This window comes from Streptomyces sp. NPDC030183 (assembly GCF_055573455.1).
In genome coordinates this window covers 152,936-169,273 of sequence record NZ_JBVIBK010000010.1, presented here as the reverse complement: position 1 = coordinate 169,273, position 16,338 = coordinate 152,936, and the positions used below count along the sequence as shown (strand labels likewise).

At 73.6% G+C, this 16,338-nt stretch carries 15 protein-coding genes and 1 riboswitch; of the genes, 9 read left to right on the top strand and 6 right to left on the bottom strand.

Features of this window, described 5'->3' with window-relative positions; all coding sequences use genetic code 11:
- Positions 1 to 2 precede the first annotated feature (2 nt).
- Both ACZ4Z2_RS14540 and ACZ4Z2_RS14535 read left to right on the top strand, forming a co-directional pair.
- Positions 3 to 1,013, top strand: coding sequence for an LLM class F420-dependent oxidoreductase (locus ACZ4Z2_RS14540; RefSeq protein WP_468075770.1), 1,011 nt, complete (start codon positions 3 to 5; stop codon positions 1,011 to 1,013).
- A gap of 35 nt (positions 1,014 to 1,048) precedes the next feature.
- A complete protein-coding gene (locus ACZ4Z2_RS14535; RefSeq protein WP_468075768.1) occupies positions 1,049 to 1,336 on the top strand; it encodes a hypothetical protein in 288 nt (95 codons plus the stop codon).
- Between the two features lie 207 nt (positions 1,337 to 1,543).
- On the opposite strand, the gene ACZ4Z2_RS14530 is transcribed toward ACZ4Z2_RS14535, so the two are convergent.
- From ACZ4Z2_RS14530 to ACZ4Z2_RS14520, 3 genes are read right to left on the bottom strand one after another with little or no spacing between them, the layout of a single operon-like run.
- Positions 1,544 to 2,623 (bottom strand): prenyltransferase, encoded by a 1,080-nt coding sequence (locus ACZ4Z2_RS14530; RefSeq protein WP_468075766.1) that lies wholly within the window; start codon positions 2,621 to 2,623, stop codon positions 1,544 to 1,546.
- Complete coding sequence (locus ACZ4Z2_RS14525; RefSeq protein ID WP_468075764.1) at positions 2,620 to 3,408, bottom strand: class I SAM-dependent methyltransferase; 789 nt, start codon at positions 3,406 to 3,408, stop codon at positions 2,620 to 2,622. Before ACZ4Z2_RS14525 ends, ACZ4Z2_RS14530 begins: the two co-directional genes overlap by 4 nt.
- Complete coding sequence (locus tag ACZ4Z2_RS14520; protein WP_468075762.1) at positions 3,402 to 4,889, bottom strand: glycosyltransferase family 4 protein; 1,488 nt, start codon at positions 4,887 to 4,889, stop codon at positions 3,402 to 3,404. Before ACZ4Z2_RS14520 ends, ACZ4Z2_RS14525 begins: the two co-directional genes overlap by 7 nt.
- Positions 4,890 to 5,098: 209 nt before the next feature.
- Between ACZ4Z2_RS14520 and ACZ4Z2_RS14515 the strand changes: the two genes are divergently transcribed.
- Positions 5,099 to 5,749 carry a TetR family transcriptional regulator gene (locus ACZ4Z2_RS14515; protein ID WP_468075760.1) on the top strand — a complete coding sequence of 217 codons (651 nt, stop codon included), beginning with the start codon at positions 5,099 to 5,101 and terminating at the stop codon, positions 5,747 to 5,749.
- A 393-nt stretch (positions 5,750 to 6,142) separates the two neighbouring features.
- Here ACZ4Z2_RS14515 and ACZ4Z2_RS14510 read toward each other — a convergent pair whose 3' ends face one another.
- On the bottom strand, positions 6,143 to 6,376 hold the full coding sequence (locus tag ACZ4Z2_RS14510; RefSeq protein WP_468075758.1) for a ferredoxin: 234 nt from the start codon (positions 6,374 to 6,376) through the stop codon (positions 6,143 to 6,145).
- Complete coding sequence (locus ACZ4Z2_RS14505) at positions 6,376 to 7,866, bottom strand: aldehyde dehydrogenase (protein ID WP_468075756.1); 1,491 nt, start codon at positions 7,864 to 7,866, stop codon at positions 6,376 to 6,378. Before ACZ4Z2_RS14505 ends, ACZ4Z2_RS14510 begins: the two co-directional genes overlap by 1 nt.
- Before the next feature lie 178 nt (positions 7,867 to 8,044).
- Here ACZ4Z2_RS14505 and ACZ4Z2_RS14500 point away from each other — a divergent pair, with 178 nt between their 5' ends.
- On the top strand, positions 8,045 to 9,073 hold the full coding sequence (locus ACZ4Z2_RS14500; RefSeq protein ID WP_468075754.1) for an MBL fold metallo-hydrolase: 1,029 nt from the start codon (positions 8,045 to 8,047) through the stop codon (positions 9,071 to 9,073).
- An 81-nt stretch (positions 9,074 to 9,154) separates the two neighbouring features.
- On the opposite strand, the gene ACZ4Z2_RS14495 is transcribed toward ACZ4Z2_RS14500, so the two are convergent.
- Positions 9,155 to 9,853 (bottom strand): phosphotransferase, encoded by a 699-nt coding sequence (locus ACZ4Z2_RS14495; protein WP_468075752.1) that lies wholly within the window; start codon positions 9,851 to 9,853, stop codon positions 9,155 to 9,157.
- 44 nt (positions 9,854 to 9,897) lie between these two features.
- Positions 9,898 to 10,022: riboswitch (cobalamin riboswitch) on the top strand.
- 126 nt (positions 10,023 to 10,148) lie between these two features.
- Between ACZ4Z2_RS14495 and ACZ4Z2_RS14490 the strand changes: the two genes are divergently transcribed.
- The 5 genes from ACZ4Z2_RS14490 (at position 10,149) to ACZ4Z2_RS14470 (ending at position 16,266) form a co-directional block, all read left to right on the top strand.
- A complete protein-coding gene (locus ACZ4Z2_RS14490) occupies positions 10,149 to 11,474 on the top strand; it encodes a prenyltransferase/squalene oxidase repeat-containing protein (protein WP_468075750.1) in 1,326 nt (441 codons plus the stop codon).
- On the top strand, positions 11,471 to 12,196 hold the full coding sequence (locus ACZ4Z2_RS14485) for an SCO2322 family protein (protein ID WP_468075748.1): 726 nt from the start codon (positions 11,471 to 11,473) through the stop codon (positions 12,194 to 12,196). The genes ACZ4Z2_RS14490 and ACZ4Z2_RS14485 overlap by 4 nt, the downstream gene beginning before the upstream one ends.
- 256 nt (positions 12,197 to 12,452) lie before the next feature.
- Entirely contained in the window at positions 12,453 to 13,550 is a 1,098-nt protein-coding gene (locus ACZ4Z2_RS14480) for an energy-coupling factor transporter transmembrane component T (protein WP_468075972.1), read from the top strand.
- Positions 13,547 to 15,409: an ABC transporter ATP-binding protein gene (locus ACZ4Z2_RS14475; protein WP_468075746.1), complete on the top strand. Its 1,863-nt coding sequence runs from the start codon at positions 13,547 to 13,549 to the stop codon at positions 15,407 to 15,409. Before ACZ4Z2_RS14480 ends, ACZ4Z2_RS14475 begins: the two co-directional genes overlap by 4 nt.
- On the top strand, positions 15,406 to 16,266 hold the full coding sequence (locus ACZ4Z2_RS14470) for an ECF transporter S component (protein WP_468075744.1): 861 nt from the start codon (positions 15,406 to 15,408) through the stop codon (positions 16,264 to 16,266). Before ACZ4Z2_RS14475 ends, ACZ4Z2_RS14470 begins: the two co-directional genes overlap by 4 nt.
- Positions 16,267 to 16,338 lie beyond the last annotated feature (72 nt).

Below are 16,338 nucleotides of genomic sequence, written 5' to 3'. Positions count from 1 at the left end.
GTATGCGGCTCGGTCTGGCACTGGGGTACTGGGGGCGTGGCCCGTCGGCGGGTCATGTGGCGCTCGCCCAGGAGGCGGAGCGGCTCGGGTACGACTCGGTGTGGACCGCCGAGTCGTGGGGGTCGGACGCGTTCACGCCGCTCACCTGGATCGCGGCGCGCACGTCGCGGATCAAGCTCGGGACGGCCGTGGCGCAGATGGCGGCACGGTCGCCGACGACGACCGCCATGCACGCGCTCACCCTCGACCATCTCTCGGGCGGGCGGATGCTCCTCGGGCTCGGGCTGTCCGGTCCTCAGGTCGTGGAGGGCTGGTACGGGCGGCCGTTCCCGAGGTCGCCGCTGACCGCGACCCGGGAGTACGTCGACGTCGTACGGCAGGTGCTGCGGCGGGAGGGGCCCGTCGAAGTGGACGGGAGCTTCCACGGGTTGCCCTACCGCGGGCCGGACGGCAGCGGCGTGGGCAAGCCGTTGAAGTCCATCACCCATCCCCTCCGGCCCGACCTGCCGGTCCTGCTGGGCGCGGAAGGGCCGAAGAACATCGCGCAGACCACGCGGATCGCGGACGGCTGGCTGCCGTTGTACTGGTCGCCGACGCGGACGGAGGTCTACGAGGCGTCGCTGACCGACCTGCCCGAGGGGTTCCTCATCGCTCCCATGGCGCGGGCTCGGCTCTGCGACGACGTCGCCGAGGGGCTGCTGCCCGTGAAGATGATGCTCGGCTTCTACATCGGCGGGATGGGGCACGCGAAGCGCAACTTCCACGCCGACCTCATGGCACGCATGGGGTACGAGGAGGAGGCGCGGCGGATACAGGCGTTGTTCCTCGACGGCCGCCGCGAGGAGGCCGTGCTCGCGGTGCCGGACGCGTTCGCCGACGAGATCTCACTGGTCGGGCCGAGGGAACGGATCGCGGAGCGGCTGGAGGCGTGGCGCAAGGGCCCGGTGACGGACCTGCTCGTCGTGGCACCGGACCGGCCGACGCTGCGCGTGCTGGCGGAGCTGAACTCCTAGGGTTTCAGCCAGGAGTTAGCGGCAACCCGTCAGGCATGTCTCGATATAGCGGCTCCAACCAGGCGGGCCGGGTCATAGCGATCGTCGCGGACGTGATGGCCTTCGTTATCGGCCTGTGGATCCTGATGTATCTGCTGGGTGCGAACGGCGCGAACGACTTCGTGCAGTTCATCCATGACGCGGCCCGCTGGCTCGCCGGCTGGTCCCACGACCTGTTCACCTTCGACGAGCAGTGGGCGCGGGTCGTCGCCGGGTACGGACTCGCGGCCGTGGTCTACCTGTTCGTGGGACACGCGATCGCGAACCGCATGCACCGCCACTGACGCTTCGCGGAGTGGGTGCGGGTGCGTTGCGGCCGCTGGATGACTGCGGCTGAGTGGGGGCTGTCCGCGCAGTTCCCCGCGCCCCTCAGAAGCAGGGGCCGGCCCCCGGTCTTTCTGGGGCGCGGCGAACTGCGCGAGCGGCCACGGACGACGCGCTGTCGGCCACGTCGGCCACGAAGCGCAACCACCCCACCCGGAGGCCGGACCTCAGCAACACTCCGAGTCGTCGAAGTCGTCCAGGCCGCGCGGCAGTCGCTCCCCGCCGAACACCGCGCACGTCGCCTCGTCGCCGCCCAGCGCGGCCACCGCGAGCAGCAGGGAGCCCGCGGTCCAGGAGGTCAGTTCCTCGGGCCAGACGGCCCGGTCCTCGAAGACGTAGCCCGTCCAGTACAGGCCGGTCGCGGGGTCGCGCAGGTGCTGGATGGACTGGAGGATCTCCAGCGCCCGGTCGGACTCGCCCATCGCCCAGAGGGCCAGGGCGAGTTCGGCGGACTCGCCACCGGTGACCCAGGGGTTGGGGACGACGCAGCGTACGCCGAAGCCGGGGACGAGGAAGCGGTCCCAGCCCTCCTCGATACGGGACTTGGCCTCGGCGCCCGTCAACGCGCCGCCCAGCACCGGGTAGTACCAGTCCATCGAGTAGCGGTCCTTGTCGAGGAACCGCTCGGGGTGCCGGCGGATCGCGTGCCGCAGCGCGCCCACGGCCAGCTCCCAGTCCGGCTGGGGTTCCTCCCGCTGCTCGGCGATGGCGAGCGCGCAGCGCAGCGCGTGGTGGATGGAGGAGGAGCCGGTCAGCAGGGCGTCGGTCACCGGCGTGCCGTCGTCCTCGCGCTTCCAGCCGATCTGCCCGCCGGGCTGCTGGAGCCGCAGGACCCACTCGATCGCCGCGTACACGGCGGGCCACATGCGGTCGAGGAAGGTGTCGTCGCCGGTGGCCAGGTAGTGGTGCCAGACGCCGACGGCGATGTAGGCGACGAAGTTGGTCTCCCGGCCCCGGTCGGTGATGTCGTCGGCGTCGCCGTCGGCGTACGCGGCGTACCAGGAGCCGTCCTCGTTCTGGTGCCGGAGCAGCCACGCGTAGGCGCGCGCGGCGGCCTCGTGCTCACCGGCCGCGTCGAGGGCCATGGCGGCCTCGACGTGGTCCCAGGGGTCCAGGTGGTGTCCGCGGAACCAGGGGATCGCGCCGTCCTCCCGCTGCGTCGCGAGGATCCCGCGGACGGTGGCGGCGGCCTGCTCGGCGGTGAGGACCCCGGGCAGGACCAGGTGTTCTGTCCGGGGCGTCGTCACTTGGCGGCCACCCCGGCCTCGGCACCGGTCCCGGCTGCCGTCACGTCGCCGTCGGCGTCCGCGATACGCGGCAGGTGCGGCTTCGTCGCGTACACCACGAAGCTCTTGCCGATCAGCGGGTTGAGCGCCTGCTCGGCGACCCGGGTGGCCAGGGGCTTCTTCATGATGTCCCAGACCAGCAGCTTGTGGTACGCGCGGACCGGCAGCGCCTTGTCGTTGTCGACGCCGAAGGCGCACTTCAGCCACCAGTACGGCGAGTGCAGGGCGTGCGCGTGGTGGGTGCCGTACGGCTTGAGGCCGGCCTCGCGGACCTTGCCGAGCAGTTCGTCCGCCTTGTAGATGCGGATGTGGCCGCCCTCGACCTCGTGGTACGCGTCGGACAGCGTCCAGCAGACCTTCTCGGGGCCGTAGCGCGGGACGGTGATCGCGATGCGGCCGCCGGGCCTGAGCACCCGGACCATCTCGGCGAGCACGCCCTTGTCGTCGGGGATGTGCTCCATGACCTCGGAGATGATGACGACGTCGAAGGACTCGTCGGGGAAGGGCAGGGCGAGGGCGTCGCCCTCCATCGCCGTGGCCGTCGCGCCCTCGGGGGCCTCGCCGGCCTCCTTCATCGCCGCGAACCACTTGGCGACCTCGCGGATCTCGTCGCCGTTCTGGTCGAGGGCGACGACCTGGGCGCCGCGCCGGTAGCACTCGAAGGCGTGCCGGCCCGCTCCACAGCCGAGATCCAGGACGCGGTCCCCCGGGGCGAGCGGGAACCGGGAGAAGTCGACGGTCAGCACGTGGCCCTGCTTTCGCGGTCGGCGCTTTCGCGGTTTGCTTCAACTGCTTCTTCGACGGCCTCGTGGGCGTCGACGACTCGGTCGGCGGTGGGGTCGGCGAGGCGGCCCGCCGCCGGTACGGCGCGGGGGGCGGTGCTCGCGGCGGCCCCCGCCGGGCGCCCCTCGGCGCGGGCGATGGCCTCGCGGTAGTGGGCGACCGTGCCCTCGGCGGCCTTGGCCCAGGTGAACCGGCGCAGGACCCGCTCGCGGCCCGCGTGGCCGAGCCGGGCCCTCAGGTCGGCGTCGCCGAGCAGCCGGCTCAGCCCGGCGGCCAGGGCGCCCGCGTCGCCCGTGGGCACCGCGAGGCAGGTCTCGCCGTCGGGTCCGGCGACCTCCGGGATGGCGCCGCCGGTGGTGGCGACCAGGGGCGTGCCGGTGGCCATGGCCTCGGCGGCGGGCAGCGAGAACCCCTCGTACAGGGAGGGCACGCAGGCGACCTCGGCGGAGCGGACCAGGTCGACCAGCTCGGCGTCGGAGATGCCCTTCACGAAGTCGACGGCGCCGTCGAGGCCGTAGCGCTCCATGGCCTGCGCGACGGGGCCCTCGGTGGGCCGCTTGCCGACGACGACCAGGTGGGCGGCGGGGTGCTCGGTGCGGACCTTCGCCAGGGCCTCCACGAGGAAGACGAGGCCCTTCAGCGGCACGTCGGCGCTGGAGGTCGTGACGATCCGGCCGGGTATCCGCGCGACGGACGGGTCGGGCGAGAACAGGTCGGTGTCGGCGCCGATGTGGACGACGTGGATGCGGTCGCCGCGGACGCCGAGGTGGTCGACGATCTCCTGGCGGGAGGTGCCGGAGACGGTGAGCACGCCCGGCAGCCGGCGGGCGACGCGCTTCTGCATGCGGGTGAAGGCGTACCAGCGGCGTACGGAGGTGCGGCGCTGCCAGCCCTCGGCGGCGTCCAGCTCCAGCTGCCGGTCGACGGTGATGGGGTGGTGGATGGTGGTGACGAGGGGGGCGCCCACATCGCCCAGCAGGCCGTAGCCGAGGGTCTGGTTGTCGTGGACGACGTCGAACGCGCCGCGCCGGGCCCGCAGATGGCGGCGGGCGCGCAGGGAGAACGTCAGGGGCTCGGGGAAGCCGCCGGTCCACATCGTCGCCACTTCGAGCGCGTCGATCCAGTCGCGGTACTCGTCGCGCTTCGGGGTGCGGAAGGGGTCGGGCTGCCGGTACAGGTCGAGGCTGGGCAGCTCGGTGAGGGAGAGTGTGCCCGGCCCGTCGCCGGGCACCGCGTCCTCGTCGAGGACGGGGTAGGGCTGGGAGCCGATGACCTCCACCCGGTGGCCGAGGCGGGCGAGCTCGCGCGAGAGGTGCCGTACGTACACGCCCTGGCCCCCGCAGAACGGGTTCCCTTTATAGGTGAGGAGCGCGATGTTGAGCGGTCGGCCGCCGTCGGCGGCGGGGCTGGCGTGATGCCCCGCCTCACTGGCCTCAGCGGTCACTCTCGGGCCCCCTTCTGCCTGTGTTGTCCGGTGAGATTACGTCGGGACGGTAATCTAGAACAAGTTACAGACTTGATCGTTCAAGGAGCACTGAATCTACCGGCAGGTAGGGCCGCGGTGAGCGGTGGATCAGGTGATTCACGCCACGGCACGCGCCCTGGCATGCTGTCGGATCGCACGCCCTCACCGACTGTCACGGAACGGTACCCATGCCTGCGGAAGCCAAGGTGGACGCCAGTAGCGCGAGACAGGAACAGCGCCCGGAGTCGCGGCCGGACTCGCCGCCCCTCACCCAGCGGCAGGAGGCCCGCCGGCGCCGGATCCTGCACGCGAGCGCGCAGCTGGCCAGCCGGGGCGGTTTCGACGCCGTGCAGATGCGGGAGGTCGCCGAGTCCTCGCAGGTCGCCCTCGGCACGCTCTACCGCTACTTCCCCTCCAAGATCCATCTGCTGGTCGCCACGATGCAGGACCAGTTGGAGCACATGCACGGCACGCTGCGGAAGAAGCCGCCGACCGGCGAGAGTGCCGCGGAGCGGGTGGCCGAGACCCTGATGCGGGCCTTCCGCGCGCTCCAGCGCGAGCCGCACCTCGCGGACGCCATGGTCCGCGCGCTCACCTTCGCCGACCGCAGTGTCAGCCCCGAGGTGGACCAGGTCTCCCACCAGACGACGGCGATCATCCTGGACGCCATGGGGCTGGAGCACCCCACCCCCGAGCAGCTCTCCGCCGTCCGCGTCATCGAGCACACCTGGCACTCGGCCCTGATCACCTGGCTGTCGGGCCGCGCCTCCATCGCCCAGGTGAAGATCGACATCGAGACGGTCTGCCGCCTGATCGACCTGACGACACCGGAGGAGTGAAGGAACCGGGCGCGGAAGGACCAGGCACAGGAGGGACCAGGCGCAGGAGGGACCGGGCACAGAAAGAACCGGGCCCAGAAGGGCCCGGCGCATAATGAAGGACCTACGAGACGGGTTCCCTGCGCCGGTATTACCCGGATCAGGTGCTGGGGGTCGCCGTCGGTCCTGTACCAGCGACCTCCGGCCTCTCAGCCCGACCGTCGACGTCGGCACCAGCGGAGACCTTCGTCTCTCGCTTGCGTCGGCTACTCCGGTCGAACTCCCTCACTCGTCCCGTAGGCCGAATTCCAGAATAGAACGCCCGTAGGCGTATGCAACCCCCTGAATCGGATTTTTTACCCCATTCTCCGGGTCGCCCTCCAGGCCACGGCCTCCAGTCCGCTCCAGCTGCCGCTACTCCTCGGGCGGGAACACCGGCTCCCCGCTGCCCAGCAGCGTGATCGAGATCGCCTCCACCGGGCAGCCCTCCGCCGCCTTCAGGATGCCCTCGCCCGCGTCGGTGTCCGGCTCGACGGGGTGGGACTGCATCGCGGAGTCGAGGCGGAAGGCGCCGGGGGCGAGGTGGGTGCACTGGGCGGAGCCGATGCAGATCCCGCGGTCGACCTCCACGTGCCAGCGGTCGCCCATCAGCCCGCCCCCTCCCCCGCGGCGGCGCCCGCGGGCGGCACGTACCCGGCGGGCAGGTGGATCATCTTGTGCTCCAGGTATTCGCCGTAGCCCTCGGGGCCGAACTCGCGCCCGAGGCCGGAGTTCTTGTAGCCGCCGAAGGGGCCGAACATGTCGAGGCTGAAGGTGTTGACGGAGTACGTGCCGGTGCGGACCTGGCGGGCGATGTCGATGCCGCGCTCATCGTCGGCGGTCCAGACGCTGCCGCTGAGGCCGTAGTCGGAGTCGTTGGCGATCCTGACGGCCTCGGCCTCGTCACCGTACGGGAGGAGGCAGATCACCGGCCCGAAGATCTCCTCGCGGGCGATGCGCATGGAGTTGTCGACGTCGCCGAAGAGGGTGGCGTCCACGTACCAGCCGTGGTCGAGGCCGGCGGGGCGTCCGCCGCCGGTGAGGATCTTGGCGCCCTCCTCCTGGCCGATGCGGATGTAGTCGAGGCTGCGGCGCTGCTGCCGCCGCGCCACGAGCGGGCCGAGTTCGGTGGCGGGGTCGAGGGGGTCGCCGACCTTGAGCGCGGAGGCGGCGGCCGCGAACGCCTCGGCGAACTCGTCGTAGCGGGTGCGCGGGACGAGGATGCGGGTCTGGGCGACGCACGCCTGGCCGTTGATCATCCAGGCGAAGGGCGCGATGCCGTTGACGGCGGTCTGCGCGTCGGCGTCCGGCAGGATCACCGCCGCGGACTTGCCGCCCAACTCCAGGGTGACACGGGTGAGGTTGCGGGCGGCGACCTCCATCACGCGCTTGCCGGCGGCGACCGAGCCGGTGAAGGAGACCTTGTCGACGCCCGGGTGCCCGACGAGGTACTCGCTGACCTCGCGGTCGGCGGGGAGGATCGACAGGACGCCCTCCGGGAGCCCGGCCTCGGCGGCGATCTCCGCGAGCAGATAGGCGTCGAGCGGGGTCTCGGGCGACACCTTCAGGATCGCGGGGCAGCCCGCGAGCAGCGCCGGGGCGAGTTTGGCGGCGGCGGTGAACTGCGGGACGTTCCACGGGACGACGGCCGCGACGACCCCGACCGGCTCGCGCCGCACCAGGATCTTGCCGAGCACGCCGTCGCGGTGCTCCTCGTGGGTGAAGTTGCGTGCCGTGGTGATCGCCGCGTCCCAGACCATCATCGAGGCGAGGGCCTGCACCATGACGCTGGAGGTGAACGGGGTGCCGTTCTGGGCGCTGATGAGGCGGGCGAACTCCTCGTGGCGCACGGCGAAGGCGTCCTTGACGCGGGTGACGACCTCGATGCGCTCGTCGAGGGTCAGCCGGGGCCACGGCCCTTCGTCGAAGGCCCTCCGCGCGGCGGCCACGGCCCGGTCGACGTCCGCCCGTGAGGCGTGCGGTACACGGCCGATGACCTCCTCCGAGTGCGGGGAGACCACCTCGATGACGTCCGTGCCCAGGGGATCCGTCCACTCCCCGCCGATGAACAGCTGTCCGTGTTCCACGAGCTCGGTCATGGCCGACTGCCTCCCCGGGGCCGATCTCTGACGGTGCATCAGATATGGCGATAGGGGAACTGATACCAGCTCCGGTCGCAGGAGTCCACGGGCGGATGACGGCCGATGGCGGTCGGCTCGGCCTCCCATCGAAACCTGTTCTAGTTATAGTGACCGGACGGCGGCGATTGGGGAGCCCATGGCGCAGGTGAACGACCACGGCGGCGGCGTCCGGTCTCTTCGGGTCCCCATCCCGGACAACCCCCTCGGCCACACGCTCGTGTATGTCGTCGACACCGATCGCGGGCCCGTGCTGGTCGACACCGGCTGGGACGATCCGGCCTCCTGGGACATCCTCCGCGAGGGCCTCACGGCGTGCGGTACGTCGGTCGGGGAGGTCATCGGCGTGGTGATCACCCATCACCACCCGGACCATCACGGCCTGTCGGGCAAGGTGCGGGAGGCGTCGGGCGCCTGGGTGGCCATGCACGCGGCGGACGCCTCGGTCGTGCGGCGGACGCGGGAGACGCGGCCGGAGCGCTGGTTCACGTACATGGCGGCCAAGTTGACGGCGGCCGGCGCGCCCGAGGAGCACGTGGCCCCGCTGCGCGCCCCGCGTGGTCGCCGCACCCTGCCGGGCCTCTCCCCCGCGCTCCCCGACCGCGAGATCGTCCCCGGCGAACTCCTCGACCTCCCCGGCCGCCGCCTCCGCGCGATCTGGACGCCCGGCCACACCCCCGGGCATGTCTGCCTGCACCTGGAGGAGGACCACCCCGCCGAACTCCCGGGCCGGGGGCGGCTGTTCTCCGGCGACCACCTGCTCCCCGAGATCAGCCCGCACATCGGCCTGTACGAGGACCCCGACGACACGACGGTGACCGACCCCCTCGGCGACTACCTCGACTCCCTCGAACGCGTCGCCCGCCTGTCCCCGGCCGAGGTCCTCCCGGCCCACCAGTACACGTTCACCGACGCCCCGGCCCGGGTACGGGAACTGCTCGCGCACCACGAGTCCCGCCTCACCGACCTGCGCGGCCTCCTCACCACCCCGCTCACCCCCTGGCGACTCGCCGAACGCATGGAGTGGAACCGCCCCTGGTCCCAGATCCCCTACGCCTCCCGCAACATCGCCGTCGCCGAGGCGGAGGCCCACCTACGCCGCCTGGTGAAACTGGGCCGGGCCGAGGCGGTGACGGGGAGCGATCCGGTGACGTACGTGGCGGTGTGAACCTGGCGGCGGGATGCGCGGCAGTGTGAACCGAGCGACGCCGTACGCAGCAGTGTGAACCGAGCGGCGTTTTGCGTGGCCTCAGCGAGCGCCGGCCGAACGGATCAACTCCCGGACCCGGTCGAGCAGCCGCACTTCCCGCCCGCTCATCGTCGGGTTCTTCGCCCGGCGGGCGATCGCTTCCGTCAGTCCTTCCTCCGTGAGGGCTCCGCTGAGGGCCACGTGGCCGTTGCGCGGCTGGTGAACGAGGAGGCCGGTGAGGGTCGCGTGGGCGAGGGAGGCGCGGGGGTCGGCGGTGTCGGCCGCGACCTGCGCGAGGATGACCGCCGACATGCCCCAGTCGAGACCGGGCGGGCCCTCCTCACTGTTGGCCCAGTCGATGACGCGGGGGCCGTCGGGGGTGAGGAGGACGTTCTCGGGGTGCAGGTCGAGGTGGAGGACTCGGGCCGCCGGGTCGGTGGAGCGGCGGGGCGGGAGCGCGTGCAGCGCGTGGAGGAGGCGGGCCAGTTGGGCGCCGGCCTCCTCCGGATCGAGGGCGCCCGCGGCGATGGCCTCCAGCATGGTCGGGCCCGAGAGCCGTTCGAGGACCAGGTCGGTACGGGTCGCCGTGCGGACGCGGGGTGCGGGATAGCCGTGGGCGTGCACGTGCCCCATGATCTCGGCCTCGGCGATGGCGTCGCCCCAGCCGTCGCGGTAGCGGCGCAGCACCCATGCGCTGTCGGCCTCGATCTCGTAGACGTCCGCCGTGCGCCCCGCGCCCAGCAGTCTCCCCGTTCGCATGTCCCCGAACCTACCGCCCGGCACGGGCGGCCCACAGGCCGGTTTCTACCGGCAGGTAGAGTGGCCGGGTCGTCACGCCCGTACAGGGGGAAGCCGGTGCAAATCCGGCGCTGACCCGCAACCGTGAGCCGAAGCCGCCCCAGGGATCGGCGAGTCGGACTGCCCTGTGCGGAACTGTGACCGGCTCGCGTCACCGGCGTCCGCCGGTGTACGGCACCGTCGAGGAATACGGAGCCGAGCCGCCCGGCGTCGCGCCGTGGCGCCCGGCTCCCGTCAGGGAGAGGCACCGCCGATCATGAATGTCCGCCGCAGCGCCGCGGTCGTCGCCGTACTGGCCGCCACAGCCGGGGTCGGCACCGGACTCGGTACCGGTCTCGCACCGGCCGCCCTCGCCGACGACACCGCCCCCGCCGCGCCGTCCGCGTCGCCGTCGCAGGCGATACCCACCGGCCTGTACGGGTCGACGGACCCCAAGTACGACGGTGTCTGGCGGCAGTCGCTCACGCTGGTCGCCCTCGACGCCGTGGGCGAGAAGCCCGGCGCCGGTGCCGTCGAGTGGCTGCTCGGCCAGCAGTGCGCGAACGGGGCGTTCGCCGCGTACCGGCCCGATCCCACCGCGAAGTGCGACGCCAAGACGGCCGTCGACACCAACAGCACCGCCGCCGCCGTGCAGGCGCTCGCCGCCGTCGGCGGTCACGACGCGGAGGCCGAGCGGGCCGTCGGCTGGCTGAAGGACAACCAGAACGACGACGGGGGCTGGGGCTTCGCCGCGGGCGGGCCCAGCGACGCGAACTCCACGTCCGTCGTCATCGGCGCGCTGACCGCCGTCGGCGAGACACCCGGCGCGCAGAAGAGGGCCGGCCACTCCCCTTACGACGCCCTGCGCGCCCTCGCGCTCCCCTGCGCCGTCGGCACCGAGGGCAGCGGGGCCTTCGCCTACCAGCCCGACAAGAAGGGCGGGCTCGCCGCCAACGCGGACGCCACGGCCGCCGCCGTGGTCGGCAGCCTGGGAGAAGGGTTCGTCGTCGACGCCGGGAAGACCGGGGAGGCCGGCAGTTCCGGGGACTCCGGCGGCCCTGGTACGACCGGGGAGTCCGGGGCCGCCGCCGGGTGCTCCAGTGGCACCTCGCCCGAGGACGCGGCCCACAACGGCGCCCTGTACCTCGCCGGTGCCCTCATCTCCGACGGCTACCTGAAGTCCGTCCTCCCGGGCGCCGACGACCAGCCCGACCTCGGCAACACCGCCGACGCGGTCGTGGCGCTGGCCGCCGCCGGGGACACGGAGGCCACCGGGAAGCCGCTCGCCTGGTTGAAGAAGAACTACGGCCCCTGGGCGGCGAAGTCCGGCCCCGCGGCGTACGCCCAGCTCATCCTCGCCGCGCACGCCGCCGGCACCGACCCGCGCGACTTCGGCGGCGCGGACCTCGTGGCGCAGTTGGCCGAGACCGGCCCGGCGCGGGACGTGGACGACTACAGGAGCGTGCCGGACGACGGCACGGCCGACGGGGACGGGGGCGACGGGGGCATCGCGACCGGTGTGGTGCTGGGCGCCGGCCTCGGCCTCGCCGCTCTCGCCGGGGCGGCACTGACCCGGCTCACCCGGAAGCGGCGCCGGCCATGACCCGGGCACGGCCGCGGAGGCCCGCCGGGCGCCTGACCGCCGCGCCGGCGTCGGTCGTACTCGTCCTGTTCCCGCTGGTGGGGCTGGGCGGGCCGGCCCATGCCGCCGCGTATCGGTACTGGTCGTTCTGGGACCGAGGCGCGGACGGTTCCGGGTGGGTGTACGCCACGCAGGGGCCGTCGACCGCGCGGCCCTCGGACGGGGACGTCCAGGGCTTCCGGTTCGCCGTCAGCGCGGACTCCGACGACGCCGCCGAGCCGCGCGGGGCCGCCCGCTTCGACGCCATCTGCTCGGGTACGGCCGCCCGCGACGGGCAGAAGCGGATCGCGCTCGTCATCGACTTCGGCACGGCCGCGGACGCCCCCGCCGGTGAGACGCCCCCGCCGCCGCGCACCGCCTGTGCGCGTGTGCCGTCGGACGCGACCACCGCCGACGCGCTGGCCGCCGTGGCGAAGCCGCTCCGCTATGACACGAACGCGCTGCTCTGCTCCATCGCCGGTTACCCCCGGAAGGGCTGCGGGGAGGTGGTCGCCGGTGACGAGTCGTCCGACACCACCGGCTCGGGCGCGAACACCACCGGCCCCGACGCCTCGAACACCTCCGACGCCTCCGACGCCTCCGACGAGAAGGGGCCCTCCGTCGGCCTGTTCGCCGGCGCGGGCGCCGTCGCGGTGCTCGGGGCGGCGGCGGTGTGGCAGGCCAGGCGACGCCGCCGTGACTAGCCACGGGCCGGTGGACAGCGGGGACCACCGGTGGGCCGCGCGCGCCGCCGAGGGCGCACGGGCCGCTGAGGCCACGGGGGCCGCCCGAGCCACGCCGGCCGCCTACGTCACGGAAGCAGCTCAAGCCAAGCCGGCCGCCCAGGCCACGCGGACCGCCCGAGCCACACGATCCCCGCACCCCACCCACCCCCAACGCCCCTCCCCCCGCAGCGTCCACGGCCACCACCCGCACCCCCTCGCCTGGTGGCTCTGGGCCCTGGGGCTCGGTACCGCCGCGTCGCGTACCACCAACCCGCTTCTCCTGGCCCTCCTCATGGCCGTGGCGGGCTACGTCGTGGCGACGCACCGCACGGACGCCCCCTGGGCCCGCTCCTACACCGCGTTCGTGAAGCTCGGTCTGGCGGTGTTGGTCATCCGGCTGGCCTTCGCAGTGGTGCTCGGCTCCCCGATCCCCGGCACGCACACCCTCCTCACGCTCCCCGAAGTCCCGCTCCCCGAATGGGCGCAGGGCATCCGCCTGGGCGGCCGGGTGACGGCGGAGGGCGTGCTGTTCGCCCTGTACGACGGTCTGCGCCTCGCCGCGCTCCTCATCTGCGTGGGCGCCGCGAACGCCCTCGCGAACCCGGCCCGGCTGCTGAAGTCACTGCCCGGCGCGCTGTACGAGGCGGGCGTGGCGGTGGTGGTGGCGATGACGTTCGCCCCGCACCTGGTGGCGGACGTGCAGCGGCTGCGCGCCGCCCGGCGGCTGCGCGGGCGGCCGGACCGGGGGCTGCGGGGGTTGCTCCAGGTCGGACTGCCCGTCCTGGAGGGCGCGTTGGAACGGTCGGTGGCCCTGGCCGCCGCGATGGACTCGCGTGGCTACGGCCGCACCGCCGAGGTCCCGGCCCCCGTCCGCCGTACGACCGCCGCGCTCACCCTCGGCGGACTGCTCGGCGTCTGCGCGGGAACGTACGGCGTCCTGACCGCCGCCGGCGGCACCTACGGCCTCCCCGTCCTGCTCACCGGCCTGGCCGCCGCCCTCGCGGGCCTGCGCCTGGGCGGCCGTCGTTCGCCCCGCACCCGCTACCGGCCGGACACGTGGGGTGTACGGGCGTCGCTGGTGGGGGCGTCGGGCGTGGCCGTCGCCGTACTGCTGGTCCTCTGCGAGGCGTACGACTCCGCCGCCCTGCACCCCACCGTCCTGCCCCTGACCGCCCCGGCCCTCCCGCTGTGGCCGGCCGCCGCGGTCCTGGTGGGCCTGCTGCCGGCCTTCACCGTGCCCGGGCAACCGCCGGCTCCGGTCACCACCGACACCGCCCCCGACACCGCCCCCGACACCGCCCCCGACACCGCCCCCGACAAGGACAACGCATGATCCGTTTCGAGGACGTGTCCGTCACGTACGACGGTGCGGCCGAACCCACCGTGCACGCGATGGACTTCGAGGTCCCCGAGGGTGAACTCGTCCTGCTGGTGGGGCCGTCGGGCGTGGGGAAGTCGACCGTACTGGGTGCCGTGAACGGGCTCGTACCGCACTTCACCGGGGGCACCCTGCGCGGGCGGGTCACGGTGGCGGGGCGGGACACCCGTACGCACAAGCCGCGCGAACTCGCCGACGTGGTGGGCGTGGTGGGGCAGGATCCGCTCGCCCACTTCGTCACGGACACCGTCGAGGACGAACTCGCTTACGGCATGGAGTCGTTGGGGCTGGCGCCGCCCGTGATGCGGCGACGGGTGGAGGAGACGCTGGACCTCCTCGGCCTCGCCGGTCTCCGCGACCGGCCCCTCGCGACGCTCTCCGGGGGCCAGCGGCAGCGCGTCGCCATCGGGTCGGTCCTGACCCCGCACCCCGCCGTCCTGGTCCTCGACGAGCCGACCTCCGCGCTGGACCCGGCGGCGGCGGAGGAGGTCCTGGCGGTGCTCCAGCGCCTGGTCCACGACCTCGGCACGACCGTGCTGATGGCCGAGCACCGCCTCGAACGCGTCATCCAGTACGCCGACCGGGTCGTCCTGCTCCCCGCGCCGGGCGCCCGCCCCGTCCTGGGCACCCCGGCCGAGGTGATGGCCGTCTCCCCGGTCCACCCCCCGGTGGTGGCCCTGGGCCGCCTGGCCGGCTGGACGCCGCTCCCCCTGACGGTGCGGGACGCCCGCCGCAGGGCGGCCCCCCTACGAGCCCGCCTGGCATCCCGCACTCCCGAGACCCCGCCCGGCACCGCCACCGTCCAGGGACGCGGGGAACTGCCCGCCCAGCCGCACACCGCCCGCACCCGGCACACCACGGCCCAGCCCACCCCCTCCCCCGCGCCCGCCTTCCCCCGACTGCGCCGCCTCCTCTCCCGCGAACCGGCCCCCACCCCCGCCCCCGCCACCCCGCCCACCGGTCCCGCGGCCCACCCGAAAGCCACCCCCCTCGCCGAAGTCGCCTCCCTGGCGGTCCACCGCGACGGCATCCACGCCCTCCGCCACGTGGACCTCACCCTCACCCCCGGCGAGACCCTCGCCCTCATGGGCCGCAACGGCGCCGGCAAGTCCACCCTCCTGTCCGCACTGGTCGGCCTGGTGGCCCCCGCGGCCGGTTCCGTGCGGGTCGGCGGGGCGCGACCGCACCGCACGGCGCCGCGGGACCTCGTACGCCGGGTCGGTCTCGTCCCGCAGGAGCCGAGGGACCTGCTGTACGCGGACACGGTCGCGGCCGAGTGCGCGGCGGCGGACCGGGACGCGGGCGCCGAGCCGGGCACGTGCCGTCGACTGGTGGACGAACTGCTGCCCGGGGTGACGGACGCCACGCACCCCCGCGATCTGTCGGAGGGCCAGCGGCTGGCGCTCGCCCTCGCGGTCGTGCTGACGGCCCGGCCCCCGCTGCTGCTCCTCGACGAGCCGACCCGAGGGCTCGACTACGCGGCCAAGGCCCGCCTGGTCTCCACGCTGCGCGGGCTGGCCGCCGGGGGCCACGCGATCGTGCTGGCCACGCACGACGTGGAGCTGGCGGCCGAACTGGCCGACCGCGTGTTGATCCTCGCCGACGGAGAGGTGGTCGCCGACGGCCCGACCGCCGAGGTGGTCGTCGGCTCCCCCTCCTTCGCCCCGCAGGTCACAAAGATCCTGGCCCCGCAGAAGTGGCTGACGACGACCCAGGTGAGCCACGCCCTGAGCACCGAGCGAACGGCAGAGCGAACGGCCGAGGGAACAGCAGGGCCGACGGCAGGGCAAACGGCCGAGCAGGAGCGCCCATGAACCACGCCTCCTCCCCTCACCCGCACCCAGGCCCCAGCCCTCACCCCCGCCCCCGTCCCGTCCCCTTCTCCCTCCGCTCCCTCCTGGCCCTCGCGCTCGTCAGCCTCGTCGGTGCCGCCGCCTTCGCCTGGCCCTTCTTCGCGTCCCCCGGTTCGCAGGTCAGCGCGCACGCCCAGGACGCCCCCTGGCTCTTCGCCGGTCTGCTCGTGCTGCTCGTCGGTGTCGTCGCGGCGACGATCTCCGAGGCGGGGATGGGCGCGAAGGCGGTGGCGATGCTCGGGGTGCTCGCGGCGACCGGCGCGGCGCTGCGTCCGATCGGCGCGGGCACGGCGGGGCTGGAGCCCATGTTCTTCCTGATGGTGCTCAGCGGGCGCGTCCTCGGTCCGGGCTTCGGCTTCACGTTGGGCGCGGTGACGATGTTCTCGTCCGCGCTGCTCACCGGCGGTGTGGGGCCGTGGCTGCCGTTCCAGATGCTGTCGATGGGCTGGTTCGCGATGGGCGCCGGGTTGCTGCCGGGCGCCCGGCGGCTGCGGGGCCGCGCCGAACTCGCGCTGCTCTCGGCGTACGGCTTCGGCGCCGCCTTCGCCTACGGCACGGTCATGAACCTCTACGGCTGGCCCTTCATCGACGCGCTCGCCTCGAACATCGCCTTCCAGGCGGACGCGTCCCCCGCCGCCAACCTGGCCCGTTTCCTCGCGTACTGCCTGGCCACCTCGCTCGGCTGGGACCTGGGCCGCGCCGTCGTCACCGTCGTCCTGACCCTCACGCTGGGCGCCCCCGTGCTGCGGGCGCTGCGGCGGGCCACGCGGCGGGCCGCCTTCGAGAGCGCGGTCACATTCGACCCGCCCGCGTCCTGAACGCGGAGTCGGCCCTCGTACACGGACCGTCGCGGGCGCGGTGAAGCACCCCACAGGACGCATGTCACATAC

Excerpts from the sequence above, each read along its gene's own strand:
- ACZ4Z2_RS14540 (WP_468075770.1), top strand. The coding sequence starts at position 3 with ATGCGGCTCGGTCTGGCACTGGGGTACTGGGGGCGTGGCCCGTCGGCG.
- ACZ4Z2_RS14535 (WP_468075768.1), top strand. The coding sequence starts at position 1,049 with ATGTCTCGATATAGCGGCTCCAACCAGGCGGGCCGGGTCATAGCGATC.
- ACZ4Z2_RS14515 (WP_468075760.1), top strand. The coding sequence starts at position 5,099 with ATGCCTGCGGAAGCCAAGGTGGACGCCAGTAGCGCGAGACAGGAACAG.
- ACZ4Z2_RS14510 (WP_468075758.1), bottom strand. The coding sequence starts at position 6,376 with ATGGGCGACCGCTGGCACGTGGAGGTCGACCGCGGGATCTGCATCGGC.
- ACZ4Z2_RS14505 (WP_468075756.1), bottom strand. The coding sequence starts at position 7,866 with ATGACCGAGCTCGTGGAACACGGACAGCTGTTCATCGGCGGGGAGTGG.
- ACZ4Z2_RS14500 (WP_468075754.1), top strand. The coding sequence starts at position 8,045 with ATGGCGCAGGTGAACGACCACGGCGGCGGCGTCCGGTCTCTTCGGGTC.
- ACZ4Z2_RS14495 (WP_468075752.1), bottom strand. The coding sequence starts at position 9,853 with ATGCGAACGGGGAGACTGCTGGGCGCGGGGCGCACGGCGGACGTCTAC.
- ACZ4Z2_RS14490 (WP_468075750.1), top strand. The coding sequence starts at position 10,149 with ATGAATGTCCGCCGCAGCGCCGCGGTCGTCGCCGTACTGGCCGCCACA.
- ACZ4Z2_RS14485 (WP_468075748.1), top strand. The coding sequence starts at position 11,471 with ATGACCCGGGCACGGCCGCGGAGGCCCGCCGGGCGCCTGACCGCCGCG.
- ACZ4Z2_RS14475 (WP_468075746.1), top strand. The coding sequence starts at position 13,547 with ATGATCCGTTTCGAGGACGTGTCCGTCACGTACGACGGTGCGGCCGAA.
- ACZ4Z2_RS14470 (WP_468075744.1), top strand. The coding sequence starts at position 15,406 with ATGAACCACGCCTCCTCCCCTCACCCGCACCCAGGCCCCAGCCCTCAC.